General features: G+C 52.7%; 22 protein-coding genes, 3 tRNA genes and 1 riboswitch. Of the genes, 7 read left to right on the top strand and 18 right to left on the bottom strand.

What is annotated here, in order from left to right; genetic code table 11:
* Nucleotides 1-98: 98 nt before the first annotated feature.
* From scpB to argS, 6 genes are read right to left on the bottom strand one after another with little or no spacing between them, the layout of a single operon-like run.
* On the bottom strand, nt 99-869 hold the full coding sequence (gene scpB, locus AUP42_RS03540; RefSeq protein WP_062948958.1) for an SMC-Scp complex subunit ScpB: 771 nt from the start codon (nt 867-869) through the stop codon (nt 99-101).
* The gene (locus tag AUP42_RS03545; protein ID WP_062948960.1) at nt 859-1,767 is read right to left on the bottom strand and encodes a segregation and condensation protein A; all 909 of its coding nucleotides are present in this window, start codon (nt 1,765-1,767) and stop codon (nt 859-861) included. The genes scpB and AUP42_RS03545 overlap by 11 nt, the downstream gene beginning before the upstream one ends.
* Nucleotides 1,768-1,793: 26 nt before the next feature.
* Entirely contained in the window at nt 1,794-2,477 is a 684-nt protein-coding gene (locus AUP42_RS03550) for a site-2 protease family protein (protein ID WP_062948962.1), read from the bottom strand.
* 20 nt (nt 2,478-2,497) lie between these two features.
* Nucleotides 2,498-3,559, bottom strand: coding sequence for a beta-N-acetylhexosaminidase (gene nagZ, locus AUP42_RS03555; RefSeq protein WP_062948964.1), 1,062 nt, complete (start codon nt 3,557-3,559; stop codon nt 2,498-2,500).
* Nucleotides 3,546-4,391 (bottom strand): SPOR domain-containing protein, encoded by an 846-nt coding sequence (locus AUP42_RS03560; protein ID WP_062948966.1) that lies wholly within the window; start codon nt 4,389-4,391, stop codon nt 3,546-3,548. Before AUP42_RS03560 ends, nagZ begins: the two co-directional genes overlap by 14 nt.
* 5 nt (nt 4,392-4,396) lie before the next feature.
* Complete coding sequence (argS, locus tag AUP42_RS03565; RefSeq protein WP_062949367.1) at nt 4,397-6,148, bottom strand: arginine--tRNA ligase; 1,752 nt, start codon at nt 6,146-6,148, stop codon at nt 4,397-4,399.
* Nucleotides 6,149-6,417: 269 nt separating this feature from the next.
* Between argS and erpA the strand changes: the two genes are divergently transcribed.
* Nucleotides 6,418-6,759, top strand: coding sequence for an iron-sulfur cluster insertion protein ErpA (gene erpA / locus AUP42_RS03570; protein WP_062948968.1), 342 nt, complete (start codon nt 6,418-6,420; stop codon nt 6,757-6,759).
* Between the two features lie 103 nt (nt 6,760-6,862).
* Nucleotides 6,863-7,642, top strand: coding sequence for an exodeoxyribonuclease III (gene xth, locus AUP42_RS03575; protein WP_062949369.1), 780 nt, complete (start codon nt 6,863-6,865; stop codon nt 7,640-7,642).
* A gap of 163 nt (nt 7,643-7,805) precedes the next feature.
* On the opposite strand, the gene ribB is transcribed toward xth, so the two are convergent.
* From ribB to AUP42_RS03630, 11 genes are all read right to left on the bottom strand, one after another.
* On the bottom strand, nt 7,806-8,474 hold the full coding sequence (ribB, locus tag AUP42_RS03580; protein ID WP_062948969.1) for a 3,4-dihydroxy-2-butanone-4-phosphate synthase: 669 nt from the start codon (nt 8,472-8,474) through the stop codon (nt 7,806-7,808).
* Nucleotides 8,475-8,593: 119 nt separating this feature from the next.
* A riboswitch (FMN riboswitch) is annotated at nt 8,594-8,744 on the bottom strand.
* A 132-nt stretch (nt 8,745-8,876) separates the two neighbouring features.
* Nucleotides 8,877-10,154, bottom strand: a complete 1,278-nt coding sequence (locus tag AUP42_RS03585; RefSeq protein WP_062948970.1) for an EAL domain-containing protein — start codon at nt 10,152-10,154, stop codon at nt 8,877-8,879.
* Nucleotides 10,155-10,211: 57 nt separating this feature from the next.
* Nucleotides 10,212-11,075, bottom strand: coding sequence for an aminotransferase class IV (locus AUP42_RS03590; RefSeq protein ID WP_062948971.1), 864 nt, complete (start codon nt 11,073-11,075; stop codon nt 10,212-10,214).
* Nucleotides 11,075-11,668 carry an anthranilate synthase component II gene (locus tag AUP42_RS03595; RefSeq protein WP_062949371.1) on the bottom strand — a complete coding sequence of 198 codons (594 nt, stop codon included), beginning with the start codon at nt 11,666-11,668 and terminating at the stop codon, nt 11,075-11,077. Before AUP42_RS03595 ends, AUP42_RS03590 begins: the two co-directional genes overlap by 1 nt.
* 104 nt (nt 11,669-11,772) lie before the next feature.
* On the bottom strand, nt 11,773-12,096 hold the full coding sequence (locus AUP42_RS03600; RefSeq protein WP_062948973.1) for a putative quinol monooxygenase: 324 nt from the start codon (nt 12,094-12,096) through the stop codon (nt 11,773-11,775).
* A 255-nt stretch (nt 12,097-12,351) separates the two neighbouring features.
* Nucleotides 12,352-13,758 (bottom strand): aminodeoxychorismate synthase component I, encoded by a 1,407-nt coding sequence (gene pabB / locus AUP42_RS03605; protein WP_062948975.1) that lies wholly within the window; start codon nt 13,756-13,758, stop codon nt 12,352-12,354.
* A gap of 190 nt (nt 13,759-13,948) precedes the next feature.
* Complete coding sequence (locus tag AUP42_RS03610; protein WP_062948977.1) at nt 13,949-16,615, bottom strand: valine--tRNA ligase; 2,667 nt, start codon at nt 16,613-16,615, stop codon at nt 13,949-13,951.
* Nucleotides 16,616-16,704: 89 nt separating this feature from the next.
* Nucleotides 16,705-17,313, bottom strand: a complete 609-nt coding sequence (locus AUP42_RS03615) for a DUF2497 domain-containing protein (protein ID WP_062948979.1) — start codon at nt 17,311-17,313, stop codon at nt 16,705-16,707.
* 113 nt (nt 17,314-17,426) lie between these two features.
* Nucleotides 17,427-18,779: a TolC family outer membrane protein gene (locus AUP42_RS03620; protein ID WP_062948981.1), complete on the bottom strand. Its 1,353-nt coding sequence runs from the start codon at nt 18,777-18,779 to the stop codon at nt 17,427-17,429.
* Nucleotides 18,780-18,922: 143 nt separating this feature from the next.
* Nucleotides 18,923-19,246 (bottom strand): rhodanese-like domain-containing protein, encoded by a 324-nt coding sequence (locus AUP42_RS03625; RefSeq protein ID WP_062948983.1) that lies wholly within the window; start codon nt 19,244-19,246, stop codon nt 18,923-18,925.
* Nucleotides 19,247-19,332: 86 nt separating this feature from the next.
* Entirely contained in the window at nt 19,333-19,986 is a 654-nt protein-coding gene (locus AUP42_RS03630) for a protein-L-isoaspartate O-methyltransferase family protein (RefSeq protein ID WP_062948985.1), read from the bottom strand.
* Nucleotides 19,987-20,281: 295 nt separating this feature from the next.
* On the opposite strand from AUP42_RS03630, the gene AUP42_RS03635 reads away from it, so the two are divergent.
* The 5 genes from AUP42_RS03635 (at nt 20,282) to AUP42_RS03655 (ending at nt 22,111) form a co-directional block, all read left to right on the top strand.
* Nucleotides 20,282-20,355 (top strand) — tRNA-Cys (locus AUP42_RS03635).
* A 4-nt stretch (nt 20,356-20,359) separates the two neighbouring features.
* Nucleotides 20,360-20,435 (top strand) — tRNA-Asn (locus AUP42_RS03640).
* Between the two features lie 106 nt (nt 20,436-20,541).
* A complete protein-coding gene (locus tag AUP42_RS03645) occupies nt 20,542-21,465 on the top strand; it encodes an aldo/keto reductase (RefSeq protein ID WP_062948987.1) in 924 nt (307 codons plus the stop codon).
* A gap of 169 nt (nt 21,466-21,634) precedes the next feature.
* A tRNA-Asn gene (locus AUP42_RS03650) sits at nt 21,635-21,710 on the top strand.
* Between the two features lie 83 nt (nt 21,711-21,793).
* On the top strand, nt 21,794-22,111 hold the full coding sequence (locus AUP42_RS03655; RefSeq protein WP_062948989.1) for a hypothetical protein: 318 nt from the start codon (nt 21,794-21,796) through the stop codon (nt 22,109-22,111).
* A gap of 3 nt (nt 22,112-22,114) precedes the next feature.
* Here the strand turns inward: AUP42_RS03655 and AUP42_RS03660 are convergent, their stop codons facing one another.
* Nucleotides 22,115-22,750 carry a PQQ-binding-like beta-propeller repeat protein gene (locus tag AUP42_RS03660; RefSeq protein WP_062948990.1) on the bottom strand — a complete coding sequence of 212 codons (636 nt, stop codon included), beginning with the start codon at nt 22,748-22,750 and terminating at the stop codon, nt 22,115-22,117.
* Nucleotides 22,751-22,752 lie beyond the last annotated feature (2 nt).

Below are 22,752 nucleotides of genomic sequence, written 5' to 3' on the forward strand. Positions count from 1 at the left end.
AATAAGTTGCAAAATCTTTCCCAGATTTAATCCTACCGAACAGTGCATGCAAGAAGCCGGATCAAAGAAGCTTGATAAAAGATGGCCAAAGAGCCTCTTTAACGGTTCTCTGCGTCGTATTCTTCTTCCAGATTGGGATTGTCGCTATAGATGGTTTCATCGAGATCGGCCAGATTGCGGGTCGTAAGGGCTTCCTCGACAACAGCATCCGTGACCTCGCCATCGTCAACAAGATCGGGCAATGCTTCCTCGTCGGAACTGGCCCCATACCGCCCCATACCCGGACGGCTATCAAGCAATCCTGCGGCCTTCAAATCAGCAAGCCCCGGCAGATCGTCGCGATGTTCAAGCCCGAAGTGATCAAGAAAATCATCCGTCGTTGCCCAAAGAACCGGACGTCCCGGCACGCGTTTACGCCCGCGTGGCCGTATCCATTTCGCTTCCAGCAGGATATCAAGCGTCCCCTTGGACAGGGCGACACCGCGGATTTCTTCAATCTCGGAACGCGTGACCGGTTCGTGATAGGCAATGATCGCCAGCGTTTCCAGCGTCGCACGCGTCATCTTCTTGGCTTTTTCGACCTCGATATGCAGATCACCCGCAAGGTCGGCCGCTGTGCGAAACGCCCATTTCTCGCCAACGCGGTTCAAATTTATTCCGCGTTCTGAATAATTTGCCTGTAATTCTTTGAGCAAAACGGAAACATCCGAACCTTCGGGCAAACGCGCGGCAAGAACCCGTTCACTGACCGGTTCGGCAGATGCAAACAGCACAGCTTCAACAATTCGAAGATGCTGAAAATCGATTTGCGGACCATGTTCGATACCGTCGATTTCAAACTGCGGGTCGGTTACTGTCTCAGTCGCCATTATTATCCATCCCTGCCCCGGATTTGACTCCGAGCTTGTCCATATCGCTGTAATCGCCGGATGTGATGTCCAATTCGGGATCGCGTCTTTTTTGCGGTGATCTCAACATGATCGGGCCAAATACCTGCTCCTGCGAGATTTCCAACTCGCCATCGCGGCACATTTCAAGGCTGGCGACAAAATGCGCTGCCAATGCTGACCGTGCCTTTAACGGCGTACCAAGTCCGTGGGGCATAAATTCCAAAAGCTTGGTCCAGGTTGGCACCACGCGACGCCCGAACAAATCACGCAACCGCCGAATCGCATCATCCATGGCATAAAGATCAAATGCCTCGATCTCCAATGTCTTGGATTCAGATGTCAGCATAATCTGCGCATAGGCTTTCAACAGGTCATAAAGCGACGCATCGTAAACCGACGCCGTCGTGACCCGGACTTCTTCCGGATCACCGCGACCAAAGAAATCCCGACCCAGATTGGGCCGCTCCAGCAGTTTTTCACCGGCCGCTTTCATCGCTTCCAGACGTTTCAGCTGAAACGCCAGAAGTTCGGCCATTTCCTCGGCACTAAGTTCTTCCTCGTCGCTGTCCTGTTTTGGTAGCAGCAGTCGCGATTTCAGATATGCCAACCAAGCGGCCATCACCAGATAGTCCGCAGCCAGTTCCAGCCGCAATTCACGCGCGGTATTGATGAAATTCAGATACTGTTCGGCCAGTTCAAGGATCGAAATCCGGATGATATCGACCTTCTGATCACGTGCCAGCTCCAGCAAAAGGTCAAGCGGCCCCTCAAACCCGTCCAGATCCAGCATAAGGCGTTCGGCAAGGCTTGGCCCATCATCAACGGGCGCCTGGTCAAATATCTCATCCGGAATATCGAGCTCGAACTGTTTGGCCATAATCCCCCCGGACCGTCTGCCTGTTATCAGGCAAAAATACCGGCCAGAAAATCAACAAGTGCCGATGCCGGTTCAATCACCAGCCAATGGAAAATCGGCAGATCGACGCCAAGAAGCCCCGTGACATAAGGCAGTAGGAAAATCAGCGCGATCAAAAGGATCATGCCGGTTTTTTCCATACGCGCCAAGACCCGCGCGATGGGCATCGGCGATATCGCCGTCAAAACGCGCCCACCATCCAGCGGCGGGATTGGCAGCATGTTAAACACCGCAAGGATGCAGTTCAGCCAGATCGACTGCTGCAATGTTGTTGCCAGCCAGTCATTAACCGCCGGTGAAAAGGACGGCAGCCCGACCAGCAATAGGATCGATACAATCGCCAGCAAAACATTGGTTGCCGGTCCTGCAATCGCAACTCCGATCACGCCAAGACGCTGTGGATGCAGACGATGGAACGCAACCGGCACCGGCTTGGCATAGCCAAACAGGAACGGTGCACCGGTCAATAACAGCAAACCGGGGATCAGAACCGTCCCCACCGGATCAATGTGGCGGATCGGGTTCAGGCTAAGCCGACCGGCGCGCTGTGCCGTATCGTCACCAAACAGCTTGGCGGCAAAGCCGTGTGCCGCCTCGTGCAGCGTCACTGCCAGTAATACGGGCAAAACCCACGTGGACGCGGAAATGATAATCTCGATAATGTCGTTCACGTATTGAGCTTCCTCTGCGCTTAAACCTCGGCCGACCAGACCGGTGACAACAACTCATCCAGTCGGGCCTGCCAGTCGGCAATCTGCGCCGAAGATGGCTGCGCAACGTTAAAACCGGCAATCTGATTGCTCAGCAATTGCGAACGTGTCAGCGCCTCGCCGGCAAGTTTCGGAGCCATCGAGACGACTTCTTCCATTTCCGTGCGTTTGCCATTGCAATGAAGCGCGATATCACAGCCTGCGGCAAGGCATTCATGGGTCCGGCTGGCAATCGAACCACCAAGGGCTTCCATCGACAGATCATCACTGATCAGAAGATTTTCAAACCCGATATCACCGCGGACAATTTCGGAAATGACCTTGGCCGATACGGTGCCCGGACGCTGATCATCTATCGCGGTAAACAGCAAATGGGCCGACATCGCCGCAACCACATCCTTCATCTGACGAAACGGTTCGAAATCAAGGCGGCTCAGTTCTTCACGCGATGCGGTCACGATCGGCAAATCCTTGTGGCTGTCAACCGACGCGCGGCCATGACCGGGAATATGCTTGATGACCGGCGCGATGCTGCCGTCAAGCAATCCGGCTGCAACCGCGCTTGCCAGCGGCACAATCTGTTCGACCCTCTCCCCATAGGAACGATCGCCAACCACGTCACTCATGCCAGGAAAACGGATATCAAGCACCGGTGCACAGGTGATATTAAACCCGGCATCACGCAGGTCGACGGCCATCAGGCGCGCATTGATATAGGCGGCTTCGCGTGCATCTTCAGGTGCGGATTCAAATAATTGGCCAAACACACCGGCCGCCGGAATTTTGCGCCAGTGTGGCGGCTTCAGACGCATGACGCGTCCGCCTTCCTGATCAACGAAAATCGGCACATTGATATTGCCGACAACCTCGCGCAGCTGATTGTTCAGTGCCCTGACCTGCTTCTGATCCGCGATATTGCGGGCGAACAGGATAAAGCCATAAGGATCGGCTTCACGAAAAAAGCCCTTCTCCCAATTGCTTAACTCTGTACCTTCAACACCAAGAATACAGGCGCGCGGTTTTCTTACCTCAAGGCCGGACAATCAGGCACCCCACATTGCGTTGTTTTAATTTACCACAAAGCGTTTCAGCCGCAGCAGCATCTGACAGTGGACCGGCCTGCAGCCGATAAAATACGCCCTTGTCGCCAAGATCGGCACGTTTCAGATACATCTGAAGACTACCAAGCAAGTCCTTGTTTTTCGACGATAATCTTTTCCATTCCGCTTCGGCACCTGATGTATCGCGAACCGACGCTAATTGAATGCGGAAATCCTGTTCCGATACGCTGCCTGTACTGGAGACATCCGGTTGGGCGTCCTGCTCTCTGGCTTTGGCGGCGGCAATCGCCTTTTCTGCGTCACTTGGGGCAGCTGTCGTCATCCCGACCGGTGCTGTCGCAGCCGCATTATCATCCCCGTTCGAACCATTTGACACGGCACCGGCAACAATTTCTGCCTCTGGCGTCTGTTCGATCACGGCGGGGGCTTCAGCACTATCAAGGGATGGCATGACATCGGGGGCCTTCGGCATATCCGGCAATTCCTGAAGAACCACCTGATCCTCGGGCTGGCTACTGTCTAGCTGCTCGTAAATTGTCGTATCCCGGTGCGGAACTTCCATTCCGCCGGGATCATCAGGCCGCAACTTGATCGGTAGCGGATCGGGCAAAAGGATCGGCAACTTGCCTTCTTCCTGTGCCGGTTGCCCCTGATTATAGAACCAGTAACCCGCACCACCCAAACCACCAACAACAATCACAAGACCAAGAACGATGGTTCCAACCCCATTTGCCAAGCCCCCACCCGGGGCTTTTCTGCCTGCCTCCTGGTGACGTTGCTCCGCACGAAGGCCGAAACCCTGTTCTTCGTTCATCGTGATTACATCTCCTCGACCGGGGCAACGCCCAGTACATCAAGCCCCGACGCAATCACCAGTGCGGCGGCACGGATCATAGCAAGGCGCGCCTGCGTCACCGCAAGATCATCGGCAACGATAAAGCGCAGTGCAGTGTTATCGCGCCCCTTGTTCCACAATGCATGGAATTCGGCGGCAATTTCGCTCAGGAAGAATGCGATACGGTGCGGTTCGTGGGCAACGGCAGCCTGTTCAACGATACGCGGCCATTCCGCCATGCGACGCACCAGCATCTTTTCGTCTTCAGACGCCAAGGCCGACAGATCAGCCCCGACCAGCGCCGCATCCGAGAAATCCTGATTAGGGAACGCTTCACGGGCCTGACGGAACACCGAATTGACACGTGCATGGGCATATTGAACGTAAAAGACCGGGTTGTCCTTGGACTGTTCGGTGACCTTGGCGAAATCGAAATCAAGTGTCGCGTCGTTTTTACGTGTCAGCATGATGAAACGCACGACATCCTTGCCGACGCGCTCGACAACATCACGCAGGGTCACAAATGTCCCGGCACGTTTTGACATTTTAACCGGCTCACCATTGTCAAACAGGCTGACCAATTGGCACAGCTTGACATCAAGGTCGCCCTCGCCGCCCGTAATCGCCTTGGTCGCTGCCTTCATGCGTTTGACGTAACCGCCATGATCGGCACCGAAAATATCGATCATGTGGTTAAAACCACGTTCGTATTTATCGAAGTGATAGGCAATGTCAGACGCGAAATAGGTCCAGCTGCCATCCGACTTTTTCAGCGGGCGATCAACATCATCGCCAAATTCGGTCGCCCGGAACAGGGTCTGCGGGCGCGGCTCCCAATCATCGGGGGTTTTGCCTTTTGGTGGTTCCAGAACGCCGACATAAATGTCGCCCTTCTTCTCAAGATGTTCGAACGCAGCCTGTACCTTGCCTGCGGCAACCAATCCTGCTTCGGATGTAAAGACATCATGATCAACGCCCAGAAGACGCAGGTCTTCCTTGATCAATGCCATCATCTCGACAATGGCAAAACCGCGGAATTCTTCCAACCAGTCTTCTTCGGGTGCATTGACCCATTTATCACCATCACGTGCCGCAAGCTTTTTGCCCGGCGCGACCAGATAATCCCCCGGATAAAGACCTGCCGGGATTTCATCGATGGTTTCGCCAAGCGCTTCGCAGTAACGCAGATGCAGGGAACGCGCCAGAACATCAACCTGTGCACCCGCATCGTTGATGTAATATTCCTTGGTCACATCATAACCGGCCTTGGCCAGAAGATTTGACAGAACATCACCGACAACCGCCCCACGACAATGGCCGACATGCATCGGACCGGTCGGGTTGGCCGACACATATTCGACATTCATCTTGGTGTTTGCACCAAGATTGCTGTTGCCATAGGTCTTGCCGTTTTCAAGCACTTCAGTGATCTGAGATAGCCAGAAATCATCGGCCATGCGCAGATTGATGAAACCGGGTCCGGCGATCTCGACCTGTTCGATATGGTCAAGCGAGCCGAGCTTTTCAGCAAGCTTTTCGGCCAAATCACGCGGCTTCATTCCCGCAGCCTTGGAAAGCAGCATCGCGGCATTGGTCGCGGCATCGCCATGCGCGGCATCGCGCGGCGGTTCGACCGTGATACGTGCGGTATCGCTGCCAGCGGGCAAAACGCCGTCTTTTTCAAGGGCGAGAATCTGATTCTCGATGTCGCTTTTCAACAGGCTGAAAACATTCATCACTTTTGGTCTTTGCAAATTTCGTTCATGGTCCATCACGACCATTTTGATGTGGCTGTTTTGGGACATTTCGCATCAAAACGCAAGCAACCGCTTGGTTGCCCTGATCACAGGTTTTGACATTTCTGCCATGCACGCTAAATAGAGCCTTAAGGAACACGATCAGGCTGTGCTAAAGTTGGCACCATGATCGTCAATATACCCGTTGGGTTGCCCGTGGATGGTCCGCTAAATGGAATATCGCGGGATAGCACATCAAGGAGTGTCGAATGACGGAAACTGCCCGGCAGGTCCAGATGACCGAAAGTGCGGCAAAACGCATCCAGGAACTGATTGCCAGCGACGGCAAATCGGACATGATGTTGCGCCTTCAGGTCTCGGGCGGCGGATGCAGCGGTTTTCAGTATGAATTCTCGCTCGATTCCGACAAGACCGAAGAAGACCACATTTTCGAAAACCACGGTGCGAAAATGGTGATTGATGACGTGTCGCTCGACCTGCTCGGCGGCGCGGAAATCGACTTTGTTCGCGAACTGGTCGGTGCGGCCTTTCGTGTGAATAATCCGAACGCAACGTCATCATGCGGTTGCGGATCCAGTTTCTCGATTTGATCCGCATCGGAAAAACGATTTATAAAACGGGGTTCGTGTTTTACGAACCCCGTTTTTGCTTGCGCATAAAGCCGCAAAATTAATCCCGAACACCGAGGCCCTTATGAAAATCGCCACCTGGAACGTTAACTCGATCAAGGCCCGTCTGCCCAACATCCTTGAATGGCTTGGCGACGCAAAGCCCGATGTTGTCCTGCTTCAGGAAACAAAAACCGTCGATGAAGGTTTCCCGGCCATGGAAATCGAGGATCTCGGCTATAACATCGCCCTTCATGGCCAGAAAACCTATAACGGGGTCGCGATCCTATCAAAGTTCCCCATTGAGGATATTGAACGTGGCCTTCCGGGCAATGATGGTGACGAACAGGCCCGCTATATCGAAGCCGTTATAGCCGCTCATCGCCCGATTCGCGTGGCTTCGATCTATGTCCCGATGGGAAGCGAGGTCGGATCGGAGAAATTCGAATACAAACTGAATTTCCTGGACCGCCTGGTCAAACGCTTTGAAAAAATCCGCGAAAGTGGTGATGCGGCGGTCATGGGCGGCGATTACAATATCGCGCCCGATGATTCCGATGTTTACGATCCGATCAAACTGCACGAAACCGTTCTCTGCTCAACCGTAGAGCGTAAGAAGCTGCGGACCATGATGAATATGGGCTACACCGATGCCTTCCGGACCTTCAATCCGCAGGGGCATCAATATAGCTGGTGGGATTATCGCGCCGGGGCATGGAACAAGGATAACGGCCTTCGCATTGATCACCTGCTGCTGACCCCGGCGGCGACCGACCGTCTTAGCGCATCGGATATTGATCGCAACCCACGCGCCAAGGAAAAGGCATCGGATCACACCCCGGTCTGGTGCATGATCGACGAATGATTCGAAAACCCGAATCAACCGGGATTTGATAGCGAATATGAAATGTAAAGGGCAGCAGGACTATCTGCTGCCCTCTTTGATTTGTAATCGGATTGGCTACTTTGAACGCAAATGGTCGAAAATCCGGTTGTCTCTGCGTTTACAAAGCCACGACCGCTTTTCCCTATTCTGCGGCCTGCTGCAGAACACCGCGATAGGCAACGATATCCTCGATGCTGATCACGACGATGTCGTGCTGTTGCGCATAGGCAATCAGTTCTGGCAAACGTGCCATCGTGCCGTCCGGATTGGTCACCTCACAAAGCACGCCAGCCGGTTTGAAACCTGCCAGACGCATCAGATCAACCGTACCCTCGGTATGACCACGACGTTCCAGGACGCCACCTGCACGCGCACGCAACGGGAAAACATGTCCCGGACGAGCCAAATCACCCGGTTTTGCCCCATCGGCAATCGCAGTTTTGACCGTGGTCACGCGATCAGCAGCCGAAACACCGGTGGTAACACCGACCTTGGCCTCAATCGAAACGGTAAAGCCGGTTCCCATGCTCGATGTGTTGTTGGCAACCATCGGCGGCAGATCAAGTGCCGTTGCCATTTCATCTGTCAGGCACAGGCAGACGATCCCGCTGCAATCGCGGATCAGCATCGCCATCTGTTCATTGGTCAGATTTTCTGCGGAAAAAATAAGATCGCCTTCGTTTTCGCGATCTTCATCATCGACGACCAGAACCCCCTTGCCATTGCGCAAATCCGAAAGCGCACGTTCCATACGCGTAATCGGGTTGCCAAAGATCGAAAGTTCCGGTTCCTGATGAACACTCTGATTCATAACGGTTCTCCGTTTAAGGAGCTTACGAATCAAGGCATCAAAAGAAAGGCCTGAACGTACGTCAACGCCGCACGTCAGTCATAGGCAGACGACAACGGGTTCCCCCGTTATCCGTCACGCTTTATCCTCTCCCATCCGGACTGTTACCGTCGGCTCCGGAGTTACACCGGATCTGCTGACCCCGCCAAATTGCTTTGGCAGGCGCTCGCGGGCTTTCCTGAAATCAGAATTACCGCCGGTCAGGAATTTCACCCTGCCCTGAGAATAAGCGCCGTGTTTCAACGACATGCCTGATCATCCTTGATCAAGCATCCGCACTTTAGAAAATGAAAAGATAGTTGTCAAACCTGCTGGCGCAACATTCCAGGAAACACTTTGTTGCTGACAAAAGATTTGCGCGCGTCAAATCTCTGCTAGGATTTTTCCGGCCTTGAAATGGAAATCACACCCGTTTTTGCGTAATTCGCGCGGTGCCCATTGGCAAACCGCACATTTGCGGTCTGACGTTGTACCCCGCGATTTGCATTCCTTGTTAAGGTACTTGCCCAGAAGCGCATCAATGTAACTGCCCTGGAAGGCATCCACACCAAGGCTTCGGCCCATACGCAATGCCGTACGGCTGTCGCACCTGGTCAGGATCAAATTGCGATCTGCAAAAATGGACGCAAACTCGCGCAGACGGTCTGTTGCCTCCGCCCGTTTCGATCCTATGATGTTTTGATCCCATATGACTTTGATAAAATCGACATTGATCTTGCGCGGGGAAAGGAATTCGAGTGATGGTAGGGTAATGCGATCAAGTCCGACCCGGACCCCCGCAGAATGCAACAATTTGCAGGCATCTTCAAATTCCCACCAATCAGCAATCGCGTTTTCAAGTGATATCTCGATCGACAGATTTTCGGCGAACCGGCTGTCCTCCGACCCAAGAAACTCGGCAAAGCGATCGCTGAATATCGTCTGCACCATCATATTTAGATGCAAGGTATCTGGTAGCATCTGCGGCGCCAGACCTTTGGTGATATCCATCACCTTTTCATCAAGAACCCGCGATAGAATTTCGACTTCGCCGGAGCCCTCAAGCAGAAAACTGGCCAGATGATGCTGGCGCAGATAATCCAGTGAACAATATAGTTCATGGCCAAGAATTTCGCGGCGACTGTCATGGAACTCGAGGATCGCCTGACGACGACAGGAGTCAAAAACCGCTTCCTCGGTGACCGCCCCGCGCAGCATTTCAGCCATGTCAAAACGTTGCAGGCTTTCGTTTGCGAAATGGTTCTCTTCGGGCAGGTCAAGCAGATTGTAAAGGGTGTTACGATCCTCGGGCCAGCGCAATTCATGCCAAAGTTTAACGGGCAAATCACCCAGCCCCTGACGACTGATAACATCCTTTAGCGTTTCGTTGACACTGGTAATGAATGTATCAACATCGCCGAACGCTTTGACCAACCTGATAAAAACGACCATCCCGTTTTCAAGGCGGTATTCCTGTGTCTTTTCTGGAAGATGATGGAATGCGTCACGTGAAATATCCTGATAGTCCTGCGGCTCAAGACGCAAGGATACCGAAATATCAAGAAGACCAACAATCGGCCTTTTACCGTTCGCCGCATATTTGCGAAGGCTTTCAACAAACCTTGCGAGGCTGAGTTCAGATTTTGTTGAAGACGCGGTCATATGCATTCCCGTCCAAAGGCGTGGGGGATGAACATGCCTTATTGAAGTTAATTTTAGCTAAACATCTATACCAAGGCATAGGGATTTTTCGATATCGTCTGCCAATTGCATAAGAATATCTGTTTTGATCAGATCAGACTTGAAAGCAACCTCATCAATCGACCGAACAAATCGTATTCCTTGCAAGGCATTACAGACAAAAACCGATTCCATGGATGACAGTTCATTCGGAAGAATAGATGTCTCATGCACAACAACGTCAAGATCATTACACCAATCAATGACGAATTGCCGGGCCAGTCCGGAGAGAATACCACTATCGGTAGGTGGCGTGTAAAATGCACCATCGCGAACACCGAACAGATTGGCAATTGTCGTTTCCGCAACAGAACCGTCGACCGATAGGACAAGCGCCTCTTCCGCACCGCAAGCAGCAGCTTCACGACGCGCGGCAATATTATCCATATAATTCAGGCTTTTGATCCGGTTTGCAACGGACCACGGATTGCGCCGCACCTGTTTTGATGTCGCTAGGGCCAAACCGTTATCGTGTGCCGGTCTAGAAAATGGGGCCGCCGTCATCAAAACTGTTGGATGGCATTCCACGGGCGGCAACAAGCCGCGCGGACCGCTGCCTCGCGTAACGGTCAGGCGAATAACGGCACCTTCCCCGTCAATTTCAGCACAAAGTAGACGAACAGCATCCGCGATCTCGGAAATGTTTGGCAGCAAATCCGGGGTAAGCCCGATTAATTCCGCGTGGCTTTCAAGGCGTTCATAATGTCGGTCAAGCCATGCGACCCTGCCCCTGTGTGAACGCATGGTTTCAAAAAAACCATCCCCCAACAGCAATCCGCGATCCGTAACCGCAATATGCGCATCCGCCTGATCAATGATATTGCCGTTAAGCCAGACTTTCATCACGACGTAACCTTTCGCTGAACGGCTGCCCCGGCAATAGTTAGAAAGTTCGCTAGCAGATCATGCCCTTGCTCGGTAAGGACGGCTTCCGGATGGAACTGAACGCCAAAGATCAGCAGGTCCCGATGGGCAAAGGCCATTATTTCGCCGTTTGGACCTGTGGCGGTCTGCACCAAAGAGCCATCCACCGGCAGATCAACAATCAGCGAATGGTACCGCGTCACCGTCAACGGAGATTTGATGCCGTTGAAAAGTGCCGATCCATCATGTGTTATCGCCGATGTCATCCCGTGAACGGGACGGTTCGCACGTTTGACCGTACCACCGAATACCTGAGCGATCGACTGATGTCCTAAACAGACCCCCAGCATCGGATATTCGCCCGCCAATGCGGTAATCAGAGCAATACTGTTTCCCGCCTCGTCCGGGCCGCAGGGACCGGGGGAAAAGACAACAGCATCCGGGTTCAACCGGCGAACTTCCTCAACGTCAATCCGGTCATTACGCACGACTTCAACCTGCTGGCCAAGTTCCACGAAATAGCGTGCCAGATTGAAAACAAAGGAATCGTAGTTGTCGATCAACAGGATCATTTCGATCCAATCCACCTATGATGTTGTTCAAGGCATTGTTTAAGCGTGGTGATCTTACATCTCATCGGGATTAATTCTATATATCCCGCAGCGGGTTATCTGCGTTAGGCAAAAGGAACGAATGGTATCCGCTGACGATGGGCAGCCAGAGAAACCAGTTCATCAACAACGTCCAGGAAGTGAGGTGCATTGTTATGCGCTTCCCATCCGGCCTCGTCGACATAGAGCTCATAAACAAAGAATGACAAGGGATCAGTTGGAGAACGATATGGCACAAAGAATTTCACACCTTCTTCCGACATTGTCGGTTCAATCAGCCCCCGTAGAATCTCGGCCATGGCATCACCCTTGCCTTCTTTGGCCACTATATTGATGGCAACAGCAAACCCATGATTGAGGTTTGAGGCAGCGGAATTAGTGTAGGGCATATTATCTTCCCCTGATTGCTAGAATATAAAGGCCTGTAAACACGAAAACGTTCCGAGAATACTCTGGCTAATACAGCACATTTTACCGTGCAGACGAACCATCGCCGGATTTGGAAACCGGTATAAGTATTCTCGTCCGGCTTGATATGTTCCCATTATGTTCTTAATTATATCTAGCAGCAACCTCATTGTGCCCGCGGCCGCAATCCTCCTGACAGAGGAGTAAAAATGGCGAAAACCTAGCTTAGGTTTGGTTCAGTGAGGTTTTAATCCATCGGGATTAATCCCCAGCGCTTCGAAAAGCTTGGCAGCCTTGACCAGCGTTTCATCATATTCCCCTGCCGGGATACTATCGGCAACGATACCGCCGCCGACATTGAATGCCATGCGCCCCTGGTTCACGCAAATACTGCGGATCGCAATGTTGGTATCCATACTGCCATCAAAGCCGATGAAGCCGATTGCTCCGCAATAGGCGCCGCGTGTAGCCCCTTCAAGTTCGGTGATGATTTCCATCGCACGGATTTTCGGTGCCCCCGTGATGGATCCGCCCGGGAAACAGGCGGCCAGCAAATCCACGGCAGTCTTGCCATCCTGCAATTCACCGGTGACGGTCGAAACCAGATGATGGACGTTGGCATAGCTTTCAAGCATGCAAATCTGTGGTGTTTCAACTGTGTGCGGCTTGCAGACTTTTGATAAGTCATTGCGCAAAAGATCAACAATCATAATGTTTTCTGCACGATCCTTTGCAGATAACATCAATTCCTGTGCCAGCTCAGCATCTTCGACGGGCATGTTGCCACGTGGTCGGGTACCCTTGATCGGTCTGGTTTCAACATGGCCGTTGGTGACCTTCAGAAACCGTTCTGGCGAGTTTGACAAAACCGCGACCTCGCCAAAATTCAGGAAAGCCCCGAAAGGTGCCGGGCTGGCAAGACTTAGACGACGATAAAGGTCAAACCGTTTCGGGACAGCATCATGGGCATATTCGGCCCGGAAGCTTTGCGACAGATTGGCCTGAAAAATATCTCCGGCATGAATGTAGTCGACAACGGTCTGAACTGCGTTTTCGTACCCGGTGCAGTCAAAGTTTGATTGCCACGGCATTATATCGGGCACATGCGGTACATCGGGAATCTCGCCCATGGGGCGTGCCAAACGCAGGTATTTGCGAATCAATTCCATGCGATCCTCAGCGCGCTTTTCCCGTGCTGACGCAGATGCTTCGGGAATCCCCGTCGAAATAAGCCACATGCGGCGTTCAATCTGATCGAATGCGATGACCAGATCATAAATACCAACCGCCATATCGGGCATATTGAGCCAGTCTTGCGGGGCTTTGGGAAGCGATTCGAGCTGTTGCGCAAGCTCATATCCGAAATAACCGACAGCCCCGCCTTGAAACGGCGGCAAATCCGGAGCTGATTCCATACGATACCGCGCCATCAGATCGGCAAAAACCGCGAAGGGATCACCGGGAACAGGAAAACCGTCAAGCACCACCTGCCCGTTCTTGGTCGTCAGTTTATGGAGCGGAGATGCAACGACATAAGCAAAGCGGTCCCGGTCACCAGAATCAAGAAAATGACTGTCTGCGAATCCGGAAAAAGCGCCATAAGCGTCAAGCGGTTCGATATAGGGGCATTCTTCAATCAGCATTTTACGGTTTCGACCTGTGGTCTGGATAACGTTTCGGCGGATCGCGGTGTGACGGAATGGCCGCCAATTTATGCGATTCTGGCATTCTGGCGAGGATGAATTTCAAAAATCTGTCAAAGATATTGATGTGCGCAACGCAAAAGGGCCAATCCGATGGACTGGCCCTTTGACGTAATGACATCAACCGGAATTACATCGCCGCGATGCGAGCATGTGCTTCCTGCAGTTTGGCAAGGGTATCGCGGGCTTCCTCAAGCTTGGCTTTTTCGGTCGCGACAATATGTTCAGGTGCGCGGCTCACAAAACTTTCGTTGGAAAGCTTGCCTTCCTGCCCCTTGATATATTTGGTTTTGCCGTCGATTTCCTTTTCAAGGCGGGATTTTTCAGCCGCAATATCAATGAAATCGGCAACCGAAACAAATACGGTCACACCATCAACAACGGTCTGGATTGCCCCTTTGGCGATGGTTTCGACATCGCCCTGCCCGTTGAATTCAACCGCGGCCACACGTGCCAGACGTTTAACCTGGGCTTCCTGTGCGGTCACCGCAGCCTTCATGGCATCAGACGCATCGACCAGATAGATCGGTACTTCGGCCGCAGGCGGTACGTTCATTTCGGAACGAACACCACGGATGTTACCGATCAGTCGGATGGCAAGATCGATTTCATCTTCGGCGACACGGTCGATCAGCACATCGTCGAATTTCGGATAAGCCTGCGACATCAGAAGTGTTGCACGATTGTCGGCAGACTTTTCCCAAAGTTCTTCGGTGATGTAAGGCATGACCGGATGCAGAATCAAAAGAATCTGATCCAGAACCCATGCAGTCACCGCGCGAATTTCGGCCTTTGCTTCTTCGTCCTGCCCCATCAGAACCGGCTTTGCCAGTTCCAGATACCAGTCGCAGAAAGTCCCCCAAACGAACTGATACGCACCATTTGCGGCATCGTTGAAGCGATAGCTTTCGATACCCAAAGCAACGGTTTTGGCAGCCTCGGCGGTTTTGCCAACAATCCAGCGTGCCAGTGTCGAATTGACATTGGCAGGATTGAAACCGTCAACCGGTTTGCATTCGTTCATTTCCGCAAAGCGGGCCGCATTCCAAAGCTTGGTCGCAAAGTTCCGGTACCCTTCGACGCGGGACGCGGCAAGTTTGATATCGCGCCCCTGTGCAGCCAGTGCCGTCAGGGTCAAACGCAGAGCATCACAGCCATATTCGTCAATGAGCTCCAGCGGATCAATCACGTTACCCTTGGATTTCGACATCTTCTGACCGTGTTCATCACGGACCAGTGCATGGATATAGACATCCTTGAACGGAACTTTACCATCCATGAAATGCATGCCCATCATGATCATGCGGGCAACCCAGAAGAAGATGATGTCAAAACCGGTAACCAGCACATCGCCCGGATAATATTTGTTCAGTTCCGGGGTCTTATCCGGCCAGCCAAGGGTCGAGAACGGCCACAATGCCGACGAGAACCATGTATCAAGAACGTCGGTTTCCTGGGTCAGTTCAACATCCTTGCCGAAATGCGCCTTGGCAGCAGCCAGAGCTTCTTCTTCGGTTTCCTCGACAAAGATTTCACCATCCGGACCGAACCATGCCGGAATGCGATGGCCCCACCACAGCTGGCGCGAAATGCACCAAGGCTGAATGTTGCGCATCCATTCAAAATACGTGTTCTCCCAGCTCTTGGGCACAAACTTGATACGGCCGTCTTCAACTGCCTCGGTCGCCGGTTTGGCAAGAACTTCAGCATTCACGAACCACTGATCGGTCAGGTAAGGCTCGATCACGACGTTTGAACGGTCGCCATACGGAACCATGTGAACGGTATCCTCGATCTTCTCCAGAAGACCGAGCTCTTCCATTTTGGCAACGATCAGTTCGCGTGCCTTGAAACGATCAAGACCACGATATTCATTTGGCGCTTCATCATTGATGCGCGCATGGTCATCCATGATGTTGATTTTTTCCAGATCATTGCGCTTGCCAACTTCAAAGTCGTTGAAATCATGTGCCGGGGTGATTTTAACCGCACCCGACCCTTTTTCAGGATCGGCATATTCATCGGCAACGATTCTGATGCGGCGACCGACGATCGGCAGAATGCAATATTGCCCGATCAGGTCCTTGTAACGTTCATCATCCGGATGAACCGCAACACCGGTATCGCCCAGCATGGTTTCCGGGCGGGTGGTGGCAACAGTGATGAACTGGCCTTCTTTGCCCTCGATCGGATATTTGAAGTGCCAATAGTGGCCTTTGACTTCTTTCTGAACGACTTCAAGGTCAGAAATCGCGGTCAGAAGTTTTGGATCCCAGTTGACCAGACGCTTGTCGCGATAGATCAGGCCCTGTTTGTGCAGGGTCACGAACACCTTGCGCACGGCAGCCGAGAGGCCATCATCCATGGTGAAACGTTCACGCGGCCAATCCGGCGATGCGCCCAAACGACGAAGCTGGTTGGTGATGGTACCGCCTGACTTTTCTTTCCATTCCCATACTTTTTCGACGAACTTTTCGCGGCCAAGGTCATGGCGCGTGACGTTCTGTTCGCCCAGCTGACGCTCAACAACCATCTGCGTTGCGATACCTGCGTGGTCAGTACCGGGTTGCCACAGGGTGTCTTTGCCCGACATCCGGTTATAGCGCACCAGGATATCCTGCAGCGTAAAGGTCAGCGCATGCCCCATATGGAGGCTGCCGGTCACGTTGGGCGGCGGCATCATAATGACATAGGGATTGGCATTCGATGCCGGATCGGCAGCAAATACCCCCGATTTTTCCCATTTATCGTAAAGTCTGCCTTCAACGTCGGCCGGGCTGTATGTCTTCTCCAACATGGTCTTTTGATCCGCTGCGGGTTTTATCACTGTACAAAGAAAAAGCGGCGCACCGGTGGCGCGCCGCTGTGAATCATATTTCGGCTCGCCTACAGGTCTTCGGCGCGGTTCACGATCCGCTCGATTTCCTTTTTCACAAGGCGTTCGATCATATAGGGAAGGTTTTCGTCAAGCCATTCCTTAAGTAACGGGCGCAACATATCACGCACCAGATCTTCAAGCGTGATATGGCCCGCATTAAGGCCGAGAGCAACAGCGCGTTTCTTTGCAACTGCTTGCGCCAAATCCGAGATGGTTCCGGTTGCCGTGTTTTCGGTAACACGCGAAATCAGCGGCTCGTCATCTTCGTCGTCCTCATAAACCGCCGGCATTGCCGGTTCGGGTTCATCGAAGTCATCAATCGGATCTGGTTCGGGCTCTTCGAATTCGTCTTCTTCCGGGGTTTCGTCGAAATCGAGCATGTCGTCGAGTTCGAGCTCTTCCTCGGGTTCGTCAAGTTCGAGTTCTTCGGGTTCTTCGTCGAATTCAAGTTCTTCGGGCTCTTCGTCAAGTTCGAGCTCGTCGATCTCTTCTTCTATTTCCGGTTCGGGCTCTGGTTCAGGTTCCGGCATCGGTTCTGGTTCAGGAGCGGCCTGTTTCTTGTCGTCATCCCCTTCATCAGCAAGAATCTTGCGGATGGACTGGAGGATGTCCTCCATTGAAGGTTCTTGTTGCCCGTCACTCATTTTTTAACTTCCGCACTAGATTTCATTACCGAACCGCCCTTCTCCCCAAGGTCTAACAGGGCCCGAAGGCCCTGTCAGTATTCAGGTCAGTCCGTTCCCCACCACTGATCCTTGACTTTATTGTAGTTGGATTCAGTGTCATAAATTTCGACCGGAAGGCCGAGAACCTGCGCATTCAAGGCACCCATCGCTGCCTTGACCTGGAATTCGGCAACCGCGGCATCACGGCGCGAACCAACAAGGTTAACGCGTGCCTGCAGCAATTCCTGTTCCTGATCAAGAACATCAAGAACGGTACGCGAACCGACAGATGCTTCGCGCTGAACACCATCAAGGGCGACTTCGGCTGAAGCGACCTGTGCCTGCTGTGACTCGATGCTGGCACGTGCCGTCACAAGGGTTTCCCAAGAGCTGGTGGCGTTCTCAATCACCGCACGACGTGCTTCGTCGACCTGAACACGGGCCTGACCGGCAGTCTGTTTAGCGGCACGAACCGATGAATAAACCGCGCCCTGCTGATAAAGAGGCACAGTGACCTGAGCGAGGACTTCGGCGCTGTCAGCCGTCAAATCCTCCTGCGAGGATTCGTAAGCACGCTGAACACCGGCGGTGAAATTGACTTCCGGATACAGCGAACCTTCGCTCAGGCGAATGTCAGATTTCGCCGCGTCTTCGGTATATTGGGCCTGAACCACGTCCGGATGCTGTTCCTGGGCAATAGCCAGAACATCCGTAACACTGGTTGGCAAACCAGACAGCGGGTTCGGAATTTCAAGGTTATCGGGCTTGTTCCCTACCAGACGCTCGTACTGCGCGCGGGTATTTGCAAGGTTTCCCTGAGCCGAAATCAGATCGGCCTTGGAACCGGCAAGACGGGCTTCGGCCTGTGAAACGTCGGTACGGGTCACTTCACCAACCGAAAAACGGTCACGCGTTGCTTCAAGCTGACGTTCCAGAACGCGAACGTTGTTCTGGTTCAATTCGACAACAGCTGTGTCACGCAGAACGTTGAAATAAGCAGTCGCCACCTGCAGCAGCACATCCTGTTCAGAAGAACGAAGGGCTGCACGTGCCGCACGGATACGCGATTCCGCTCGATCAGTTTCAGCAACGGTACGACCACCACGATACAGTGGCTGAACAACTTCTGCGCCAACAGTATAAGGCGTCAGACTGTTGTCGGTTTCAGTACCATTTTGATCAGTATTCAAGTCCCGGAAGCCAGCTTCGCCCGAAAGCGAAACGTTCGGGCGCCAGTTTGACAGCGCCTGCGAGACTTCTTCATCCGTCGCACGGAGCGCCGCACGACCGGATTCCAGCGTCGGGTTGCTCTGATATGCCTTGATCAAAGCTTCTTCAAGGCTCTCTGCAGAAGCCCCATTGGCAGCGATACCGCCGGTGGCCAGAATACTGCAGGTCAGCAAGAACCGTTTTAACATTTATCTACCCTTGTAAGATCCTACACCAAGTCCCGACCCCGGCGCAGTTTCGCATATGGTAACGACGGAACGAAAATTTTCCAAGAAAAGAGGCAATTGTTTGAGAAAAAATAAAATTGCCGTCTTTTCCCACCGTCAAATCATCAATCGTAACGTGTCATATCCGGGTCAATTTCCAGCGCCCAGACATCTATACCGCCCGCAACATTAAAAACATCTTTAAATCCGCGATCCTCAAGCAGCATCGCGGCATGACGACTGCGAACACCATGATGGCAAAGAAGTGCTACCGGCTTTTCCGGGGCAAATTCCCCTGCCCTGTCAGCCAGTTTGCCAAGAGGAATATGGATCGCGCCCGCAATTGCGCAAATCTCGATTTCCCAATCTTCGCGGACATCGACCAGTAAAAGCGGATTGGTTCCGTCAAGGCTCGCTGCCAGTTCACTGCATCGGATATCGCGCACCATTTGCCTGCCTTGGTTTCCTGATAGGTTGTTCGGCTGGTTTAGATAAAATTTTGCCCGGAGATATCCCCGGGCAAAACAAAGTCATATCAGAATATGAAGCTTTCCGCCGGCTCGAACCCGGGAAGATAGGGAATGTTCGCATCGAAAAGATCACGATGCCCGACAACACCATTTTCACGTTCATAAAGACGTGCCACGCCAACCTTGCCCGGTGCGCGGACCACAACCAGCAAACGACCACCTTCGGACAACTGACCAAGAATATTGGCCGGAACCTCAGCAACCGCACCGTCAAAGACGATAACGTTATAAGGTGACTGCTTGGCATAGCCGTCGGCCAGATCGCCTTCGACCACGATGACATTGTCATAGCTGTGAGCCTGGAAGGTCTTTTCGGAAATCGATGCCATTTCCTTGTCGCTTTCGACCGCAACCACGGTTTCGGCAACACGTGACAGAACCGCCCCCGTATAGCCATATCCCGCACCGATCACCAGGGCGACGTCACTCCGTAAGATTTCGGCAGACTGCATCAGGCGCGCAATTACCATCGGCTCCATCGCATACCGGCCATTTCCGACAGGAATATCTTCATCGACATAGGCAATGCCACGTTTGCCTTCCGGCAGGAACAGTTCGCGTGGAACCTCCTCCATCGCAGCGATGACCAAGGGATCGGTGACCTTGTTGGTCCGAACCTGATTTTCCACCATGTTACGGCGCGCGATTTGGTAATCCATGTTTATCTGACCTGAAAATTCTCGCGAGAAAAAGCCTGCAACCGGTCTTTGTCCCCAAAACCACGTCACAGATGTTGCCCTGTTTATAGTCAGCACATGGGCAACTGACAACAACGGATCAAGAAGATCGGAGCAATTATTCGCTAAAACATGTTGAAAACATATCCAGAATGGATTTACCCGGGCGCAAATTGTTTGTTGGCGATCCCCCGGTCTGCATTCTGTTTAAAAATGTAAAATTGGGTGCTTGACGGCCTGTATTCGATAGGGCTATACACCGGCCAGCCAACGCTAAGGCGCGATGGCGGAGTGGTTACGCAGAGGACTGCAAATCCTTGCACGCCGGTTCGATTCCGGCTCGCGCCTCCACTAATCCGGCATAGCTCAGTTGGTAGAGCAAATGACTGTTAATCATTGGGTCGCAGGTTCGAGTCCTGCTGCCGGAGCCACAAACCCCTGGAACTCTGTTCCGGGGGTTTTTGCTTTTGTGCCCTGCCCCGCAAATTGCTACCAATGACGCAACCAGTCGCAATAAATTTCCCGAAGGATCGATAGATGTCATCTCCTGTCTCACGCCGCCAAATGGCCAAGGATCTGAGTTTCTCGCAACTGGCGTGGGGGGCATGGCGTCTGCGCAACAGCGCGGATATCAGGAATACCGGGGATATTCTGGAACTGGTCCACGCCTGCCTTGATTCTGGCATTACGACATTTGACCATGCTGATGTTTATGGTGGTTACGAATGCGAGGCCTATTTCGGCGAGGCATTGGCAAAAGCGCCGGAATTGCGCCGCAAAATGGAAATCGTCACCAAATGTGGCGTGGCATTGGTCAAGGATACGCGGCCCGATCACCGGATCAATCACTACAACACGACCAAGGCCCATATCCTGCAATCGGTTGAAAATTCACTGCGCAATCTGGCAACCAGTCATATCGACATGCTTTTGATCCACCGCCCCGATCCCCTGATGATCGCAGACGAGATTGCCGAAGCCTTCAACGAACTTCGCAGGGCGGGAAAAGTACGCCATTTCGGTGTTTCAAACTTCACTCCGTCACAATTCAATCTTTTGCAAAGCCGCCTTGATGTGCCGCTTGCCACCAATCAGGTCGAATGTTCGGTGCTAGAACTTGCTGCGATCTTTGATGGCACATTCGATCAGATGCAACAAAACCGCATTCACCCGATGATCTGGTCGCCACTGGGCGGCGCACGCCTGTTTAACACCGAAAACGACGTGGCAGCCAAACGTCTGCGCCCCGTTCTTGAAAGAATGCGCGACAAATACGCCCTGCCCGGCATTGCCGAAGTAGCGATAGCCTGGTTGCTTCACCTGCCCTGTCAGCCGGTGCCAGTACTTGGCACCATGAAAGCCCATCGCATTGCAGACGCGACACTGTCTTGCAGCACTCAGTTTGACCGTCAGGACTGGTTTGAAATTCTGGTCACCGCACAATGTCATCCGGTCCCGTAAGCATTTAAAGGCACAGGAAACCTGTATTCAATAAACCGGAAAGCGACGGATATCCCGGTACAGTTAAAAAAGACAAATTTCGGGTCATTTTTTCACAAAAAGGTCTTGCGGGAACAAAGCCGTTTTATTATACCCCTGCCACGCGCTTCGAACGGAGCGTCAACCCTGATCCGGCATAGCTCAGTTGGTAGAGCAAATGACTGTTAATCATTGGGTCGCAGGTTCGAGTCCTGCTGCCGGAGCCAATTAAAAAGGGACCGAACAACTTGTTCGGTCCCTTTTTCTTTTGATATTGTTACACCTGCCCCAGAAATCGGACTGATCAACCATGAAAACAGCCAAAATCGAATTGAAGCAAGTGAAGCTTGGCACGCTTGCCGGTGCAACGGATGGCTGGATGATCATCGGTGAAGATGATGTCATCCATGGCCTTGTGCACCGGATCGATGGTGATCTGTATACGATTTCATCTACGACAGATGAACGTATTCAGGCATTTGGCTGGTGCCCGATGTTTGACAGTCTCGCCCATGTTCAAAACGACCTTGAAATTGCGCTGGCGATGCAAAGTGCCCACGAGGTCGAGGAATGGATAGAACAGTCCGATCGTTTTGATGACGAAGGCAACCACGGGCATCTTCACTGACGATTATGGCCGTGCCGGCCGCCCGACGACCCGAACCTTGCCGCTGGGACCACCACCACAGAAGAAACGCGCGATACCGTCGCTTTCCAAACCGGATACACCAACACCGGCTGGCATTGTCAACCGATCCAGAACCATGCCGGTTTGCGGGTTAATCCGGCGAACGTCGCTTTCATCACCTTCCCACGTTCCATGCCAAAGCTCGTTATCGATCCAGGTAACACCGGTGACAAAACGATCTGATTCAATCGTGCGTAGGACTTCGCCCGTTTGCGGATCGACCTGATGGATTTTCCGGTTGCGATGCTGCCCTACCCAAAGACTGCCTTCTGCCCAAGCCATGCCGGAATTGCCACCTTCGGGTGCCGGAATGGAATCCAGAACATGGCCGCTTTCCGGATCGATTTTGTAAATGCGATCCTCGGCGATCTGGAAAATGTGACTACCGTTAAAGGCCGTACCAGCATCGGCAGCGGCTTCAATCATGCGTATCGGGGTTCCGTTGTCGGGATCAATTGCATGGATCGTTTCACCAGCAGCAATCCACACATGGCATCCATCATATGTTACCCCATGCACCTTATCTATACCCGGGAAAGGCCCATATTCGGCAAGAATCTCAGCTTTTCGATCAGTCATTT

It is taken from the genome of Thalassospira lucentensis, from assembly GCF_001613805.1.
Classification (GTDB): domain Bacteria; phylum Pseudomonadota; class Alphaproteobacteria; order Rhodospirillales; family Thalassospiraceae; genus Thalassospira; species Thalassospira lucentensis_A.